This is a genomic window from Microcoleus sp. S13_C3 (genome assembly GCF_036700905.1).
Classification (GTDB): domain Bacteria; phylum Cyanobacteriota; class Cyanobacteriia; order Cyanobacteriales; family Microcoleaceae; genus Microcoleus.
In genome coordinates this window covers 1-16,062 of sequence record NZ_JAUBPT010000085.1, presented here as the reverse complement: position 1 = coordinate 16,062, position 16,062 = coordinate 1, and the positions used below count along the sequence as shown (strand labels likewise).

Here is a 16,062-nt window from a genome sequence, read left to right as displayed (position 1 = left end):
GGTCGGGGCGGGTTTAAAAGATTGTGGGTCTTAGGCTGAGATTTTTCGTAAAACCCGCCCCGATATCAAATAATAACTTGGCAATTAGGTCGGGGCGGGTTTAAAAGATTGTGGGTCTTAGGCTGAGATTTTTCGTAAAACCCGCCCCGATATCAAATAATAACAAATCACTCTTTTGTCAAGACAAAAACACTGTCTTTATTCCCCCGTCCAATCCGCAAATCTTTATCCAAATAAGTGATATCCAGCCATCCCTGCTGTTCGCGAGTATCCAGCCCGAAATCTACAGCAGCGAACTTTTTCCCCGACTCAATCTCATCGATAAACTTCCCCGGATATTCATAGCCAATCAACCTGCTTAAACCTACTATAGACCGCTCAAACTTCACCTGCACTCGCCGTTCGGAAGTTGGCTCAAATCTCGCCGCTACACTGACAATTCCTTCCAAATAAGGCAAGCCGTAAAGTTCGCCAATGTTGTAAATTTTAGATTCTTTGACGCGGATAGATTGATAAATTTGACCTAATTTCACCAAGGGAAAACTGTCGAGATTCAGCAGTTCGCGGCTGGTGGTGTACAATAACCGCCAATCACCATTTAAAAGCTCTGCAGCTTCGACAGGGCGAGGCGTGGGGTTGTAATCTTCCAATTGGGCGATCGCGCTTAAAATCGCTTGTTTGTCGCTAGCCGTAGCCAGCAAACCTCGATTCTTACCAGCAATTATCTCTAATAGTGCAGATTTTCTAAGCATGATTTTTTAAGAAGGAAGGCACGACACGGATTTTGACACGAATACACGGATTAATTATCGAAGGTGAGGCAAAAGTTAGACCGATCTTTTCTTCTGTCTCAAGCGAGAGGGAGGAAATTTTGTGTAGTAGCGATTGTAATCGCCGAGCCCGCAGAGTATTAACAACTAATAACTAAGATACCAAATTTTACCAGATATAGCAGAGTCCGATACAGGTCGGCTAATTCTTGCTCGTTTTTAACGTAGCGTCGGATAAGTTCCCCCACGCCGATCGCACCTTCCTGCTTAATTGTCTCCAATATCTCCATCTGAATGCTAACAGATGTTCTCCTATCCTCACCAAAACTGGTAAACCTAATTGTCCGTACCTGCTTTAAAAGTTCTGGTGTGGCGATCGCACCCAGACTCAGCATCATCTCATTGCTTAAACTTCTAGTCGCATAATGGCCCAATACCCGAAACGGATCGTCGCCTAGGGGATAAGGCGGCTTCCCAGGTTTTAAAGGTGCTGACTCCGGTGCCTCCAGGCGAATTTCTGCTAATTCCCGCCACAATTGTTCGTAAGCAGCAATTACTACTTTCCAATCATAAATTTCCCTCGCCCTTTGTCGGGCATTTTCCCCCATCCGCTTTCTCAATTCGGGGTTTTCAATTAATTGACACAACGCCAGAGTGCAAGCATCAATGTCAACTGCTGTCGCGAGAGAAGTGTGACCCATGTAAGTCGGCCAATTTAAGCTGTCGTCGAGATAATTTAAGGCTAAATCTAAACAAGATTCCGGGGGCGGGATGAGTGTGGGAATGCGGAAGCCGTCTATTTCGTGGCGTACAGATTCTTTGTATCCGTTCCAATCGGAGACTATGGCCGGCAGTCCGTTTGCCATTGCTTCAATTGGCGTCAGTCCGAAGGATTCTTGAACGTTGTCCGAAAGCGAAATGAAAATGTCGGCGGCCGACCAAATATTTATTCTAACTTCCGGCTTTCTCCCATCTAAAAAAATAGCATTCACGGAGGGACAAAATATTTGCGCGCTATTTTTAAAGTCGGGTTCTTCTCTCGGATCTTCGATCCAACCTGCTTGAATTAAGTGGATTTTGGCTTTTGTCTGTTGTGCCGCGCCCTCTAGGGCGATGTACATCGGTACCGGATGAGCTTTTGCAGAAAAAATCAATCGACCGACAAATAACACAACAATATCTTCGGGAGAAATGCCCAGTTCTTGTCGCAGTTGCCGGCGACTATTAACTGCTTCCACACCCTGCGGAAACGCGCTGCAATCCACTCCTAGGGGAATAACCGGCAATTTGACTAAAATTTCCGGTTTACCGCCGTTGCGCTGGGCTAAATATTCAGACCACTCCCTCATAACTCCTTCTACTGCTGTTTTCACCGCTGCAGAGGTGCAGATCAGGGCGTCCCAAGGCTGCATGGGTGCGGTTATCAAATCGCCGATCGCCCCCATGATGTATTTTGTACCGATCGTGTGAGTAACGCCGCAAACGCTATAGGCCCGCTGATCGACAAATCTGCGCGCCCACACCATCTGCGACAGAAGCGGATCGGGTCGGTAAATTGTGCCCGGTTGAGATAGAAAATCCGGTCGTTCCATCGGAATCCAGCGCACTTTCCGAGGTTTTTGCAGCCAAGGTTGGATGTGCGAACAAAACTCCTTAAAGGTTATTTCGCTATCGGCGTAACAGTAGAGAGAGTCAGCGGTTCCGTGTTGGACTAAGCTTTTGAGAAACCCTTCTCCGGCTGAATGACGCCCCAGAAGTTTTTTGCCTCCGGTGTGGTAGCCCTCTTTGTTGTATAAAACCGCTGCCGTTATATCCATTCTGAGATTTATTGCTTGAGAGTTGACTGAAGAAGCCAGAGGGCATTCGAGCTCAGGCTTTGATGAAAAACCAGGAGACTGTTGTGAATCAAACCCTTGCCGTTAGCGAAGCTTGCAGAATACGATCGCCGCTTGTCCCGCGATATCTTAAAGACGATCGTCTGGGATTACAATGCTTACGGCTAAAGAAGGATTGGCAAGAGCGGATTTTAGTGTTATCCTCATGCCCATGCTTGGGGGCGATCGCCTTTTCGGTCTCCCATCTTATCCCGATCCGGAACCAAACAGTGCCTGTGGTATAATGCTTTAGCCTTGCTAAATGCCCGATTTGCAAGTGCTTGATCAAAGGAGCAGTTCGTCGGCAAAACGTTACCTCTACTCGATCGCGTCTTTGTCTTTAAAAACCGATAATCATGTACAACCCATCTCTGCGTCAAATTCCTCGCCATTTACCTGCGGATGTAATTCCATTAAAACAGCAATCTTCTCTTTTAGACTGGTTGGAATCTAACAATCGCCTGTTAGCAAGGGATGTCCAAGAACCCGACTATCTGCACGAAGAAGAAATTTCTGAACTTATGGCAGTTGACGACAGTCCTTACGATGATTTAGAAGAGGAAGTAGAAGAGGATGTGAGTGTAGGCGAAGAATAACGGGTAAAAGGGTGAAGAAATCAACCGGAAACAGGGAAGAAAAACTCAGAGATTTCTCAATCTCCTGTATCGCACCCTATTCCCCATTGTCAATTGCTTATTCTCAAATAGTGTGTGGTGAGGAGTGTTATGGATAACTTTTTGGATGAGAAAATCCCTTTTAGTCTGCCTTTCAAACTTACAGGCAGCAATTTATTCCGGCTGCTGGGTGTGGGACTCTGCACTGTAGCGATCGGTTTAGATGTAGCAGCGGGTAGATTTTTGAATTTACCTGCATCGCTATTTATGCCGCTAGTTGTTTGTGCTTTAGTTGCGTCGGGGTTGGGCTATGCAGTTGTACCCCTACTCCAGCAACTAAAAGCAGGACAAATAATTCGCGAAGACGGCCCCCAAGCCCATTTGAAAAAAGCGGGAACGCCGACAATGGGAGGCATCTTTTTTATACCTGCTGGGGTAGCAGTCGCTTTACTTTGGTCTAAGTTTAACTCAGATGTTGTTGCCGTATCAGCTTTAACTTTAGCTTACGGTTTCATTGGCTGGATTGATGACTGGCAAATTCTGCGACGCAAGTCGAACAAAGGTATTTCACCTCGGATGAAATTGGCTTTGCAAATAAGTTTTGCTGCTCTATTTTGTCTGTGGCTGATGTTTCATCAACCAGCAATTTCTACGAATGTTGCTTTGCCTTTCGGTTGGGTATTGCCATTAGGTTTGCTGTTCTGGCCGCTGGCGGGTTTTGTGCTAGTTGCCGAAAGCAATGCTACTAATATTACCGATGGTGTTGACGGGTTGATGGGAGGTTTGGGGGCGATCGCACTTTTGGGATTAGGCGCATCTGTAGCCTCAACTTCGCCAGAATTAATGATATTTTGCGCTTGCATCAGCGGCAGTTGTTTCGGTTTCTTAGCACACAACCGCAATCCAGCCAAGGTGTTTATGGGCGATACAGGTGCTTTAGCTTTGGGCGGTGCGTTGGGTGCGGTAGCTTTATTAACAAATAGCCTTTGGATATTATTAATTATCAGCGGGATTTTCTTTATCGAAACGCTGTCAGTAATTGCTCAAGTAGGTTATTACAAAGCTACAAAAGGGCCGGATGGCATCGGGAAGCGTCTGTTAAGAATGGCTCCACTGCACCATCATTTAGAGTTGTGCGGCTGGTTGGAAACTCAGGTTGTTGGGATATTTTATTTAACAAACGGGGTGTTAGTGTTAATGATTTTGATGTTTACTAGCAACAGTTAACAGCGGATTTGGTAACGGATTGTGCAGGGGATGCAAGAGATATTTTCTCCTATTTCAAAGAAACAGGCAAGATGCCTGTTCCACAATAACTGAATGCAGTTGTGGAACAGGCATTTTGCCCGTTTCAGGCTCAAAAACTGGCTTAAAAAACTGGCTTTCCGACCTGTTCCACTCACTTGAAAATAAGGATGTTGAGGAGTTGTATCAGTTTGTGGAGAAAGGCACAGAAGTAGAAATTATTCGATAAGTTAAGCTGCCATAAAACTTGTTCGTAATAATGACTTTACTCCTAATTCACTCAAAAAGCTGCATAGAGGACTAATGAACAGTGACGGATTTTTACCACAAGTTTCGGTGGTTGTGCCTGTTTATAACGGCGAGATGGATTTGCCGGAGTTGATCGAGTGCCTGCGATCGCAAACTTATCCGCCACACAGTGTAGAATATCTCTTAGTAGACAACAACAGTCGCGATCGCACTTCAGCAATCCTCGAAACAGCAGCTAAGTTGGATCAAATAACCATTCGCCACCTCACCGAAAATCAGATTCAAAGTTCCTACGCCGCCCGCAATAAAGGAATTCGCGCATCCACAGGCGAAATCATTGCATTTACCGATGCAGACTGTCGCCCGGAATCTGACTGGCTGGAAAATTTAGTTAAGCCATTTGTTGACTTAGAAGTAGGAATTAGCGCTGGGGAAATACTCGCATTGCCCGGTAAAACTATTTTAGAACAACACGCCGATCGCCAAAATACTTTATCTCAAAAACATACTCTCGCTCACCCTTTTTGTGCTTACGGCCAAACCGCCAATTTAGCTGTACGGAGGCTAGTTTTACAACAAATAGGATTATTTCGCCCTTACCTCAGCAGTGGCGGCGATGCGGACTTATGCTGGCGGATTTTGCGGGAAACATCCTATAAAATGTATTTTGCCGAAAATGCGATCGTCCGACACCGCCACCGTTCTACAATAAAACAGTTGCAAAGTCAATGGTATCGGTACGGCGAATCTAATAAATATTTACACGAACTCCACGGTGTCGATTTGATGCGAGAATTCACAACAGGGGAATATTTTTATCGGCTGGCTAGGTGGCTGTTAAAGGAATTTCCGGTTGCTGCCGCCAAAAGTGCGATGGCCCAAGCCGATATGGTAGATTTGTTTAATACGCCGATCGGTCTTTTGAATGTTAGGGCAAGGTCGATGGGACAGCGCCAAGCCAAACTTCCCGAATCAGCTTGGGACATTGAGTGGTTTTAATCGGTTTTAATATTTTAGAGCAATAAATTATTGTTCGATCGCACTTGCGATCGACAAATATTCGTTTGTACACAATCCGCCCCTATATATACCTATAAGTAGAGCTTATCGGTATTGATAAGTATGCTGAATCAGAAATATGAAAATTTAATGCAATACTTAATATAAAATTAATAAGTCTATTCTTCCCGCCTAGTATCAAAACAACGAGTAACTCGAATACTGACGCCAAAATAGCCTCTAATTCTGCCTTCTGGGTTTTCAGTGCTGTCGTTTGCCCGATCGGAATTATTCTCAGAATTTTAAATTTTTGTAACCTTTACAAGTAATGCCAATGGCTCAAATCTTACTCCAGACCGTTTGGTTTATACCTTGCTATCCACTCATCGGCGGAGTTCTGTCGATGCTGTGGTTTCCGGCAATTACCCGTCGCACGGGGCCAAGACCATCCGGTTACGTGAACGCCATCTTAACCTTGTTCGCTTTCTTACACGGCGTCATAGCCCTGACAGCTATCTGGAACCAACCGGCACAACACCAGTTAATTCCCTGGCTGAATGTAGCAGGTTTAGACTTAACCATTCCCGTAGAAATCTCTACTGTCACCGTCGGCGCGACAGTTTTGATTACCGGACTGAACTTGCTGGCGCAGATTTATGCTTTCGGTTACATGGAAATGGACTGGGGCTGGGCGAGATTGTTTTCCCTGATGGGGCTGTTTGAAGCAGGGATGTGCGGCTTGGTACTGTGCAATTCCCTGTTCTTCAGCTACATGATTTTGGAAGTTCTGACTTTGGGTACTTACCTGCTAGTCGGGCTGTGGTTCAATCAGTCTTTGGTGGTGACAGGAGCCCGCGACGCTTTCTTAACAAAGCGGGTGGGAGATTTATTCCTGCTGATGGGAGTAGTCGCAATTCTGCCACTGGCTGGAACTTGGAATTTTGACGAGTTGGCTGTTTGGGCTCAGACTGCAAAGCTTGACCCCACTGTAGCGACGCTGTTGAGCTTGGCTTTGATTGCCGGGCCGATGGGTAAGTGCGCTCAGTTTCCCTTGCACCTCTGGCTGGATGAGGCGATGGAAGGCCCGCTGCCGGCGACGATTTTGCGGAACACCGTAGTTGTCGAAACTGGTGCTTGGATATTGATTAAGTTGCAGCCGGTGATTGCTTTGTCGCCGATCGGACTGAAGACAACTATTATTGTAGGCGCTGCGACGGCGGTTGGTGCTTCATTAATTGCGATCGCCCAAATTGACATCAAGCGCACGCTTTCCTATATAGTCAGCTCTTACATGGGCTTAGTATTTATCGCCGTCGGCACCGGACAAGCCCAGACAGCCCTGACATTAATATTTGCCTACAGCTTGGCAATGGGTTTGCTGGTGATGAGCATCGGTTCGGTAGTTTGGAACAGCATCACTCAGGATGTCCGCTCTCTCGGCGGTTTGTGGGCAAAGCGGCCGATATCGGCCATATCGTTTATTGTCGGTAGCGCTGGATTGGTGGGACTGCCGCCCTTCGGCTGCTTCTGGGCTTTAGAAGACTTCACATCCGGGCTTTGGCAAACTCATCCTTTGCTGTTAGGAATAGTGCTGTTTGTAAACGGCGTCACTGCTTTTGGGTTGATGCGCGTCTTCGGTTTAGTTTTCGGTGGCAAACCAAAGCAAATGACCGAACGTTCGCCGGAAGTTCACTGGCCTTTTATCTTGCCGATGACTGTTTTAATGGGCTTTACTTTGCACGTTCCGCACTTGCTGGCTGCGTGGCATTTATTGCCGGGGGCAAGTTTGAATTATACCGCAACTGGACTGCTAGTTTTGTCAACGGCGATCGGCATCGGTGCCGGAGCATTTGTTTACCTGAACGAAAAATGGGAAAAACCCGTGCGAATTGGTTCTCAAGCTTTGCAAGACTTTTTTGCTTACGACTTTTACACTGCCAAACTTTACCGAGTAACAGTGATATTTGCAGTCGGTCTAGTTGCTCAAGTTATCTCTTGGATCGATCGCAATATTGTTGACGGCTTCGTAAATTTAATCGGTTTTGCAACGGTTTTCAGCGGGCAAAGCCTCAAATACAACGTTAACGGTCAAACTCAGTTTTACGCCCTGACAATTCTGTTCGGAGTTGCGCTTTTGGGACTGCTCATAAGCTGGCCACTGCTAGCTCGCCTGTCGCTGATTGTAGGCGGGTAAAGAGATATGAATTTTAAGATTTTAGGTAACAATTTTAATCTAAAATCTTAAAAACATGAAGTCTTGAAAAAAGATTTCCAACTCGTTCAAATAAGGCAGCATAAATGACCTCAAACAACAGACAATTCAATCTTTCCCGACGCAATTCCCTCAAATTTGTCGCAGGTGCCATTGGTACAGGGATACTCGCAGCAGGAGCAGGCGCTGATTTGGCTGCACCCGAACCGGCAATTGCTCAAAATGACGTGACTCCCGATGCTGCTTTGAAACAGTTAATGGACGGGAACAAGCGGTTTGTTAATAGAAAACGCCAAAGTCCCAACCAAGACTTACCCCGCCTCGCCGAAGTTGCCAAATCTCAAAAACCCTTTGCTGCTGTTCTCGGCTGTGCAGATTCCCGCTTTCCTTCGGAGATTATTTTCGATCAGGGATTGGGAGATTTATTTGTGTGTCGCGTGGCCGGAAATGTTGCTACCCCAGAAGAAATTGGCAGCCTGGAATTTGGCACGCTGGTACTGGGAGCAAAAGTGCTTGTGGTAATCGGGCATAAACGTTGCGGTGCGGTAGAGGCAACCATCAAAGGAGCTCAAGTTCCGGGTCAAATTGGCAGTTTGCTCGACGCCATTAAGCCGGCTGTAGAAAGCTCGAAAGGCCAAGCAGGCGATTATCTAGAAAATGCCTGCAAAGCCAATGTTGTGCTGCAAGCTAAGAGGTTGAAAGCATCTCCTGTTATCTCTAAGTTAATTGAGGAGAATAAACTGAAAGTTGTGGGTGGATATTACGATTTAGACACGGGTGCAGTCAATATTCTGGTTGAGTCTTGATGCAATTTTAAAGTTATAATTTGGGAAAAAAGTGACTTCTAAATTCTCAAATTATCAACCATAAAAGCGTGCCAAATTGATAATTAATATCAAATACAGCAGTTCTCAATCTTGGTGAGGTATGCCCTATGCCCACGGAAGCCACGGAGGCCACGGAGGCCACGGAGGCCGCTTATCAAGCGTGTACCTCATGTTACTGAGAAAGGCTATAAGTTAGCATCGGAATAGTAAATTTGAGTTAACTGTCAACCGTCAACCGTCAACCGTCAACAATCATTCCGGTGCAAGCGGAATTGATATTACTCTTCACTCTTCACACATTATGCTTAGTGCCTTGCTCTGGTTGCCCGCGTTGGGCGCTGCGGTAGTCGGGTTTCTGCCCGGAAACATCAACGGGATGCGGTTGCGTTCCATTGCCTCAGCTTTTGCTGCTGTTGTTTTCCTGTTGAATATCTGGCTGCTGACTCAATTCGATCCCGCCCATGCGGGACTGCAATTTCAAGAATATTTGCCTTGGATTCCGCAATTAGGTTTGAGCTACAATTTGGGCATTGACGGCTTGTCTTTGCCGCTGCTGGTTTTAAGTGCATTGCTGACGCTATTAGTCATTTATGGCACTGGCGAAAAGATGGAGCGCCCCCAGCTTTACTACGCTTTGATTTTGCTAATCAATGCTGGTGTTGCCGGAGCTTTGATGTCTCAAAATTTGCTGCTGTTTGTACTGTTTTATGAAGTAGAATTAATTCCTTTTTACCTGTTGATTGCGATTTGGGGCGGAAAGCAGCGGGAATACGCTGCCATGAAGTTTTTGATCTACACGGCAGTTTCGGGACTTTTAGTGCTGGCAGCATTTTTGGGTGTGGCTTGGCTGAGCGGTTCTTTAAATTTCGATTACAGTGCGATTACCACTCAAGAATTGCCGAGAAATCTGCAGTTAATCCTGCTAACAATTTTGCTAATTGGGTTGGGAATTAAAATTCCCTTGGTGCCGCTGCACACTTGGCTACCGGATGCTTACGTGGAAGCTTCGCCAGCAACAGCAATTTTGCTGGGAGGGATTCTGGCGAAGTTGGGAACTTACGGTTTAGTGCGGTTTGGCTTGCAGATGTTTCCCGAAACTTGGTCGATTATAGCTCCCGGTTTAGCGATTATCGGGACTGTGAGCGTGATGTACGGGGCTTTGAGCGCGATCGCCCAAAAAGACATCAAACGCATGGTAGCCTATAGTTCGATCGGGCATATGGGCTACATCCTGGTTGCCTGCGCTGCGGGTACGAAGCTGGCACTAATCGGTGCAGTCGGGCAAATGGTAAGCCACGGCTTGATTTTAGCTTTGCTATTTTATTTGGTAGGCATCATCGAAACCAAAGTCGGCACGCGGGATTTGGACGTGCTCAACGGTTTGATGAACCCGATGCGGGGTTTACCCACTGCCAGTTCCCTGTTAGTTTTGGGCGGCATGGCAAGCGCCGGAATTCCCGGTTTGGTAGGTTTTATTGCCGAATTTTTAGTGTTTCAAGGCAGTTTCTCGATCTTTCCAATTCCAACTTTAGTCTGCATTTTAGCTTCGGGTTTAACAGCAGTTTACTTTGTGATTCTGCTCAACCGCACCTGTTTTGGGAAGTTGGACAATGCCACGGCTTACTACCCTCCAGTTACGTTTGCTGAAAATATGCCGGCGCTGGTTTTGGCGGGCATCATATTTGTGTTGGGAATTCAACCTGCTTGGCTGCTCAAGTGGAGCGAATCTACTACAAATGCGATCGTAGCTACTCTGCCGGCTGACAGAAATACCCAAGTTGCTATTAGCTATCCTGGGGAAAAGTCAGCGATTGAAATCGCATCTACACAAACGAAGTCGGCCTCTGCAGACTAAGAATCTACTCGTTTCCAGGCTCTGCCTGGTAACGCATATCCGGAGGCTCTGCCTCCAATTTTCCGGCTCGCGGGCCTGGATCTCGGTTCCCAGGCTAGAGCCTGGAAGTTAAAGAATCGCAGCTTTTTGCAATAATTCAAAATATTTAGATTCACTCAACCAAAGGAAGAAACAATGGTACAAACTCCTAATAAACCAGCAACTAAACTACCTCCTTCCAAACACGAATTTGCCGAAATAATTCACAGGCTGGAAGCTGGCGGCGCGATGATTCCAGATACGCCGGAAAATCTGATGCAAATCATCGCTATTTGGAAAGCTTACGCGGTGCCGATGGACTTTTACTGGCGGGATTTGCTTTACATCGCCGAACGAGTATTTTTACAGCCGCTTCCTTTCTTTAAATACTTTTTACCCCAAGAGTATTTAGACTTGCAAAATCACTATGCAGGCGACGGTGCAGATTTGCGGATTTGGCGCGGGACAGGAAGTGTTCACCCGGAACTTTTGGAGTTCATGGAGAAGGGTGAAACTGGTAAAATGCCGCGGCTGTTTCACCATTTGTGGCACGATCGCATTAACATGGAATTTGCGGAAGAGTGCATGAGGGCGATGCTGTGGCACCGGGGCTTGTACGTGCCAACCAATCAATTCGATCCTTATTTGGACAGTGACGAATATAAGGCTAATGCCGATCGGGCAATTAAAGCTTACTTCAAAAAAGACCCGTTCATGCTGGCACTGCACAAAGCATTTCCAGAAATGTTTTTAGAACAGTGCCGCCAAATGTCTTATTACAGCAATCTCGGTTTATTCTGGGAAGTAATGGCACCGGTGTTTTTTGAAGTTTCGGATCTTTACGACGAAGGGAAAGTTACCACAGTCCCGCAGGCGATGGATTTCTTAGTAAATGGCATATTTGCCATCGCCGGACGCCCGATTTACCACCACGTTTACATCGACGGCGAGAAGTACGAAATTATCCCCAAATCTAAAGGTTTCACTTGGCTTTACGAAGCAGCGTTACCTTACGTGGAAGCTGTATTTTATCGCACTTCGCCATTCCGAGGCACCAAATCTTACAACGCTCAAGCTAGAGAAGTTCCTGACGACCAAAAAGACTTCCACTACGGAGTGCTTTATGCAGACAAATTCCCCGTAGGTACGGCGGGGATTCCGCCGACTTTGCTAGCACAAGATATGCTGCATTTCCTGCCGCCTTATTTGAAGGATTTCTACAAACAGCGCTGTCGCGGCGAAGATGATATCCTCAATCAAATTGGGGTGACATTTCAGAGATCGATGTATTGCGTAACTTCGGCGGTGATTCAAGCTTTGCGGACTGCTCTTTTGTATCCTTTAGACGACCCGAATCCAAAGCATTTGAAGGCAAATCGGGCTTTCTTTGAGTCTCAGATCGATCGCTTCTGTCGCCCGGAATACGGCATGAAATATGCTGCGAAGTTGAATAATATTCAGACTTCGGATTATAGGTAAAGGATGTTTGCGGGAGGCATCTTAGCTTCCAAGCCCGCCAGTCCGTTAGTCCGCCAGGGGTTGAAACCCCTGGCTCAAAGCTCAAGTCGGTTGAAACCGACTGGGAAAAATCAGAGCTTTTTAAGCCGTTTCAAAAGTCCTATAATATTAGATTAGTTGGTCTCAGAATTATTCATCTCTCTCTTCTCTTCCTCTGCGTTCTCTGCGTTCTCTGCGGTTTAATCATTCCGATATAAAAAATAACCAATAACTATGGACAGCAAACAGCTAGCCAAATATATCGAAGCAACCGATGGGATTTCCAAACCTTGGCTGTTGGTGCAACTGCGGCTGAAAAAATTGCAAGAAAGGCGATCGGAGATTTCTGCTGAAGAGTATATGACAGAACTTACCGACATTCACAAAGACTTAATGAATCTGGGGGAATGGTGGCTGGGTATCGAGGATGAAGTGTTTTAAAATTTAATTGAAAGTTCAAGTAGGATTAAGTCGATCGCACTTTAAAATTTCTCCATCAAATCTTTTTCTTGGGCATAGACATCTCGTAGCTGTTGCAGCGCAGCCCCAGAAATGACCGATTTAACAGTAGCTACCAATTGGCCCCACTCCAGCAAGCTATCAACTGAAACAGCTTTTTTGAACTTGTGGGTGTAGAATTTCGTCCAAAATGCTGGTGCTTGCTTGCTTTTCCAGCGTTTGTACCATCTGCCAAAATCTTGAGGTGCGATCGGCTTTACTGCTAAAATCGGGGGAAAATCGGCGTAGCTGACAAAGCGGCTGATGCCTTTGGCGTGCACGTACACCATGTAGCGACAGCATTCTATTCGGTAAATCTCATCTGCTGCGATATTGAACAGGAGTGCGACTGTTTCTTCGGTAACGAATCTCGCCAGCGGATGCAGGATTGGCGATTTGTGAATTATTCTCGATTCTGCGATCGTCCGCGATTTTGCCGAAGTTTCTGATATCATGGCTAGTACACCTCTGGATATGGTTAGTAGACTTCTGGATATGGCAAATGCACTTTTTGATAGAAAGAAATAATCTGTCCAGATTAGGTTTTACAGACGATCGCCCTTTAGTTTTCCAGGCCGGGGGGCGATCGCTCTTTACATATAAAATTGTACGACGCAATTGCATCAACTGTCAAGCATGGGTTTAGTCAGGCTAAAAATTCGGGAACTAGCGGCGGAGAAGGGCTGGACGCTTAAGGAAGTATCCGATCGTTCCGGGGTAATTTATAGCACAGTCAGAAGCTATGCTCGTCGTCCTGAAATGGCAATGGTTGACTTTACTTGCCTGCGGAAGTTAGCTCGGACTTTTGATGTGATGATTGAGGACTTAGTTGAGGTTTTGGAGGAATAGGTCGATCGTTCGCGATTTTGCCCGAGTTTCTGATATCATAATAGACGCATCTCTTGATTGTAGGTGTGTACATCTTTTTGTTGTAGATGTGCAGGACAGAGAGTATCTGTCCACATTAGGTTTAATAGGCGATCGCCCTTAGTTGTCCAGACCAGAGGCGATCGCTTTTTCAGATATCTAATATTAAACGACAGCAGATTGTCATTTGTCAAGTAAGTATGAGCAAAGGCTTGGTGAGGTTGCGGATTCGGGAGTTTGCTGCCCAGAACGGCTGGACACTTAAGGAAGTTTCCGATCGATCGGGCGTTGGTTATAGCACCATCAGAAACTACGCCCAATGTCAAGGCATGACAACCGTTAATTTTGCCTACTTGCACAGGTTGGCTCGCACGTTTGACGTAATGATTGAGGATTTGGTGGAGATTTTGGAGGAATAGGTCGATCGACCACGATATTGACTGATTTTCTGATATCATGGTGAGCCAACCTAAGAATTGCATCCACTCTCAAGCATGGGTTTAGTAAGAATTAAAGTCAGAGAACTAGCTGCTGAGGAAGGTTGGACATTCAAGGAAGTTTCAGAACGTTCTGGGGTAATGTACAACACTGTCAAGCATTATGCTCGTTGTCCAGGGCTGACAACGGTTGACTTTACTTTGCTGCGGAAGTTAGCTCGGACTTTTGATGTGATGATTGAGGATTTGGTTGAGGTTTTGGAGGAATAGGTCGATCGGCCTTAAGTTGTCTAGACCGGGGGCGATCGCTTTTTCAGATGGAATTATCTTAAAACGCAACTGCATTATTTGTCAAGCATGGGTTTAGTCAGAGTTAAAGTGCGAGAGCTAGCGGCCGAGAGAGGCTGGACATTCAAGGAGGTGGCTGAGCGATCGGGCGTGATCTATAGCACCATAACCAGCTATGCTCGTCGTTCAGAAATATCAATGGTTGACTTTACCGCCCTGTACAAGTTAGCGCGGGCATTTGATGTGATGATTGAGGACTTGGTGGAGATTATTGAGGAATAGGTCGATCGGCCTTTCCACGTTTCTAGTATCAACCGGGCTGTTTCGTCTTGTCAAGACTCGCTTAAGCAGTTTGCATCGCAGATAAAAGCTCAGCTTAAAAGTGCTAAGATTTAATCCAAGTTATTAATCTCCCGTTACCTTTGTGACAATCAAGCAATTTGGTTCGGGGCCTCGGATTCATCTGTGGGATCAATCTAAAATCTAAAATCTAAAATTGGATGACTAGAGCCAGTACCGCCATCGGGGTGAGCCCCATCATCAAGGAACTTGTGCAGAAAAAGGCGCTAGCAACCCGACTAACGCTGAAGGAAATTATCTATGTCGGGATGCTGGCGATCGACGAGTTGGACGAAAAGCGCTTGCAAGAGTTGGCTGACAAGGTGCATCAGATGCAGGTGAAGGGGGAAATTTGAGGGGAGAGGGGCGATTCCCTACGGGATAGCTACGCTTCACGCACTTCGGGGGAAGTAAGGAGGGGCGCTCCTATGGAATTCGTCTACTGAAACAAATTCTCATTTTTTTACCAATAAATTGGGGTCTTCTTCTCCTCAACAGGAGCGTTTTCCCATCTAGTATTTGTACCCGTTTCGGTGCTCTTAGCCCCACACAGTCTGCTCAAATCAACTATCGTGCTATCGGAGCGCTGATAAAAACAAAAAGGTCGATCGTTGGATTGAGCCTGGGGTGGAGCAAAAATAGCAGGCATGGAAAAGCGCTCAGAAGACTGCCTTGGCATTGGGGATACTGGAACTTTCATCTCGGTAGTTGGCTCTGACGGTTTTGCACGGGCTGCGTCGGCTGTTACCATTCCTGACAGCAGCAGAAATGCCACCGAAAGCAGGAGGAGATTGGAGTGCTTCATATTACTTTTCGACAATCTTGCTTCTGAGACTGTTAACAAATGCCAGGACTTCGGCTTTTTCTGGTGGATTGACCCTATTTTTATCGAGAGCTTGGGATATATCATTAGCAAAAGCGTTAAATTCACTGTTCGTGAGACCTCCATCCATTCCACGATGGGAAAGGTTCATAGTCCGCCCTGTATAAACACAAGGCCCACCTGCCGCTTGGCAGAATTGATCGACTAACAACTGACGCAGCCTCTGTTTTGAGTTTGTGCTCAAGCCAATAAAGTATTTACCAATTAGTGGGTCATTGAATATGAAATTTGCTGAATCATCAATAACAGTTGCGATCGCGTTGTAGCCTCCTAGCCTAGTGTAGAGAGAATTTCCTCCGGGAACTTGTGCAATCATATCTGTAGTTACTTTTTCTGCTGATTCTTGTGCTGACATCATCGGCGTAGAACGAGCGAAACTAGGGCTTAATCTGAAAGTAGTCACAACTATGACTGTGAGACAAATTAATGTCAACAACATTGCCAAAGATTTACTGAGTTTCATTGAAAAATCTCCAATTGTGATGGTAATATGGTTAATTGAATCTTCAGCACTAAGTAGGTCGGTATAAAAAAACAAAGGTAAGTAAAGAAATGTTAACAACTAGAATTGGAACTGAATTTAAAGCGAT

The 16,062-nt window shown here is 46.0% G+C and carries 18 protein-coding genes; 13 read left to right on the top strand and 5 right to left on the bottom strand.

The genetic code is table 11. The features are described from left to right. Positions 1-167 precede the first annotated feature (167 nt). Together QUA16_RS21855 and QUA16_RS21850 are read right to left on the bottom strand one after the other, a co-directional pair. Complete coding sequence (locus QUA16_RS21855; protein ID WP_333105632.1) at positions 168-752, bottom strand: PAP/fibrillin family protein; 585 nt, start codon at positions 750-752, stop codon at positions 168-170. 158 nt (positions 753-910) lie between these two features. Next, positions 911-2,587: a glycosyltransferase family 4 protein gene (locus tag QUA16_RS21850; protein ID WP_333105631.1), complete on the bottom strand. Its 1,677-nt coding sequence runs from the start codon at positions 2,585-2,587 to the stop codon at positions 911-913. 413 nt (positions 2,588-3,000) lie between these two features. Between QUA16_RS21850 and QUA16_RS21845 the strand changes: the two genes are divergently transcribed. From QUA16_RS21845 to QUA16_RS21810, 8 genes are all read left to right on the top strand, one after another. Then, entirely contained in the window at positions 3,001-3,240 is a 240-nt protein-coding gene (locus QUA16_RS21845; protein WP_006631296.1) for a DUF3134 domain-containing protein, read from the top strand. Positions 3,241-3,369: 129 nt separating this feature from the next. Beyond that, on the top strand, positions 3,370-4,485 hold the full coding sequence (gene mraY, locus QUA16_RS21840) for a phospho-N-acetylmuramoyl-pentapeptide-transferase (protein ID WP_333105630.1): 1,116 nt from the start codon (positions 3,370-3,372) through the stop codon (positions 4,483-4,485). Positions 4,486-4,806: 321 nt separating this feature from the next. Next, positions 4,807-5,751 carry a glycosyltransferase gene (locus QUA16_RS21835; RefSeq protein ID WP_333105629.1) on the top strand — a complete coding sequence of 315 codons (945 nt, stop codon included), beginning with the start codon at positions 4,807-4,809 and terminating at the stop codon, positions 5,749-5,751. 334 nt (positions 5,752-6,085) lie between these two features. Further along, a complete protein-coding gene (locus QUA16_RS21830; protein WP_333105628.1) occupies positions 6,086-7,945 on the top strand; it encodes an NAD(P)H-quinone oxidoreductase subunit F in 1,860 nt (619 codons plus the stop codon). Positions 7,946-8,049: 104 nt separating this feature from the next. Beyond that, on the top strand, positions 8,050-8,769 hold the full coding sequence (locus QUA16_RS21825; protein WP_333105627.1) for a carbonic anhydrase: 720 nt from the start codon (positions 8,050-8,052) through the stop codon (positions 8,767-8,769). A gap of 322 nt (positions 8,770-9,091) precedes the next feature. Further along, positions 9,092-10,645: an NADH-quinone oxidoreductase subunit M gene (locus QUA16_RS21820; RefSeq protein WP_333105626.1), complete on the top strand. Its 1,554-nt coding sequence runs from the start codon at positions 9,092-9,094 to the stop codon at positions 10,643-10,645. Between the two features lie 174 nt (positions 10,646-10,819). Further along, positions 10,820-12,142: a CO2 hydration protein gene (locus QUA16_RS21815; protein ID WP_333105625.1), complete on the top strand. Its 1,323-nt coding sequence runs from the start codon at positions 10,820-10,822 to the stop codon at positions 12,140-12,142. Between the two features lie 252 nt (positions 12,143-12,394). Continuing rightward, positions 12,395-12,601 (top strand): hypothetical protein, encoded by a 207-nt coding sequence (locus QUA16_RS21810; protein WP_333055353.1) that lies wholly within the window; start codon positions 12,395-12,397, stop codon positions 12,599-12,601. Positions 12,602-12,642: 41 nt separating this feature from the next. Here the strand turns inward: QUA16_RS21810 and QUA16_RS21805 are convergent, their stop codons facing one another. Further along, positions 12,643-13,113 carry a hypothetical protein gene (locus QUA16_RS21805; RefSeq protein WP_333105623.1) on the bottom strand — a complete coding sequence of 157 codons (471 nt, stop codon included), beginning with the start codon at positions 13,111-13,113 and terminating at the stop codon, positions 12,643-12,645. Between the two features lie 181 nt (positions 13,114-13,294). Between QUA16_RS21805 and QUA16_RS21800 the strand changes: the two genes are divergently transcribed. From QUA16_RS21800 to QUA16_RS21780, 5 genes are all read left to right on the top strand, one after another. Beyond that, entirely contained in the window at positions 13,295-13,507 is a 213-nt protein-coding gene (locus QUA16_RS21800) for a helix-turn-helix domain-containing protein (protein ID WP_006631307.1), read from the top strand. 218 nt (positions 13,508-13,725) lie between these two features. Beyond that, positions 13,726-13,944 (top strand): helix-turn-helix domain-containing protein, encoded by a 219-nt coding sequence (locus QUA16_RS21795; protein WP_293135490.1) that lies wholly within the window; start codon positions 13,726-13,728, stop codon positions 13,942-13,944. A gap of 75 nt (positions 13,945-14,019) precedes the next feature. Beyond that, positions 14,020-14,232, top strand: a complete 213-nt coding sequence (locus QUA16_RS21790) for a helix-turn-helix transcriptional regulator (protein ID WP_333105622.1) — start codon at positions 14,020-14,022, stop codon at positions 14,230-14,232. Between the two features lie 87 nt (positions 14,233-14,319). After that, the gene (locus QUA16_RS21785) at positions 14,320-14,532 is read left to right on the top strand and encodes a helix-turn-helix domain-containing protein (protein ID WP_006631308.1); all 213 of its coding nucleotides are present in this window, start codon (positions 14,320-14,322) and stop codon (positions 14,530-14,532) included. Between the two features lie 218 nt (positions 14,533-14,750). Continuing rightward, on the top strand, positions 14,751-14,945 hold the full coding sequence (locus tag QUA16_RS21780) for a hypothetical protein (protein ID WP_333055355.1): 195 nt from the start codon (positions 14,751-14,753) through the stop codon (positions 14,943-14,945). Between the two features lie 107 nt (positions 14,946-15,052). On the opposite strand, the gene QUA16_RS21775 is transcribed toward QUA16_RS21780, so the two are convergent. Both QUA16_RS21775 and QUA16_RS21770 read right to left on the bottom strand, forming a co-directional pair. Continuing rightward, positions 15,053-15,394, bottom strand: a complete 342-nt coding sequence (locus tag QUA16_RS21775; RefSeq protein ID WP_333105621.1) for a hypothetical protein — start codon at positions 15,392-15,394, stop codon at positions 15,053-15,055. A gap of 1 nt (position 15,395) precedes the next feature. Continuing rightward, positions 15,396-15,935 carry a group 1 truncated hemoglobin gene (locus QUA16_RS21770; protein WP_333105620.1) on the bottom strand — a complete coding sequence of 180 codons (540 nt, stop codon included), beginning with the start codon at positions 15,933-15,935 and terminating at the stop codon, positions 15,396-15,398. Positions 15,936-16,062 lie beyond the last annotated feature (127 nt).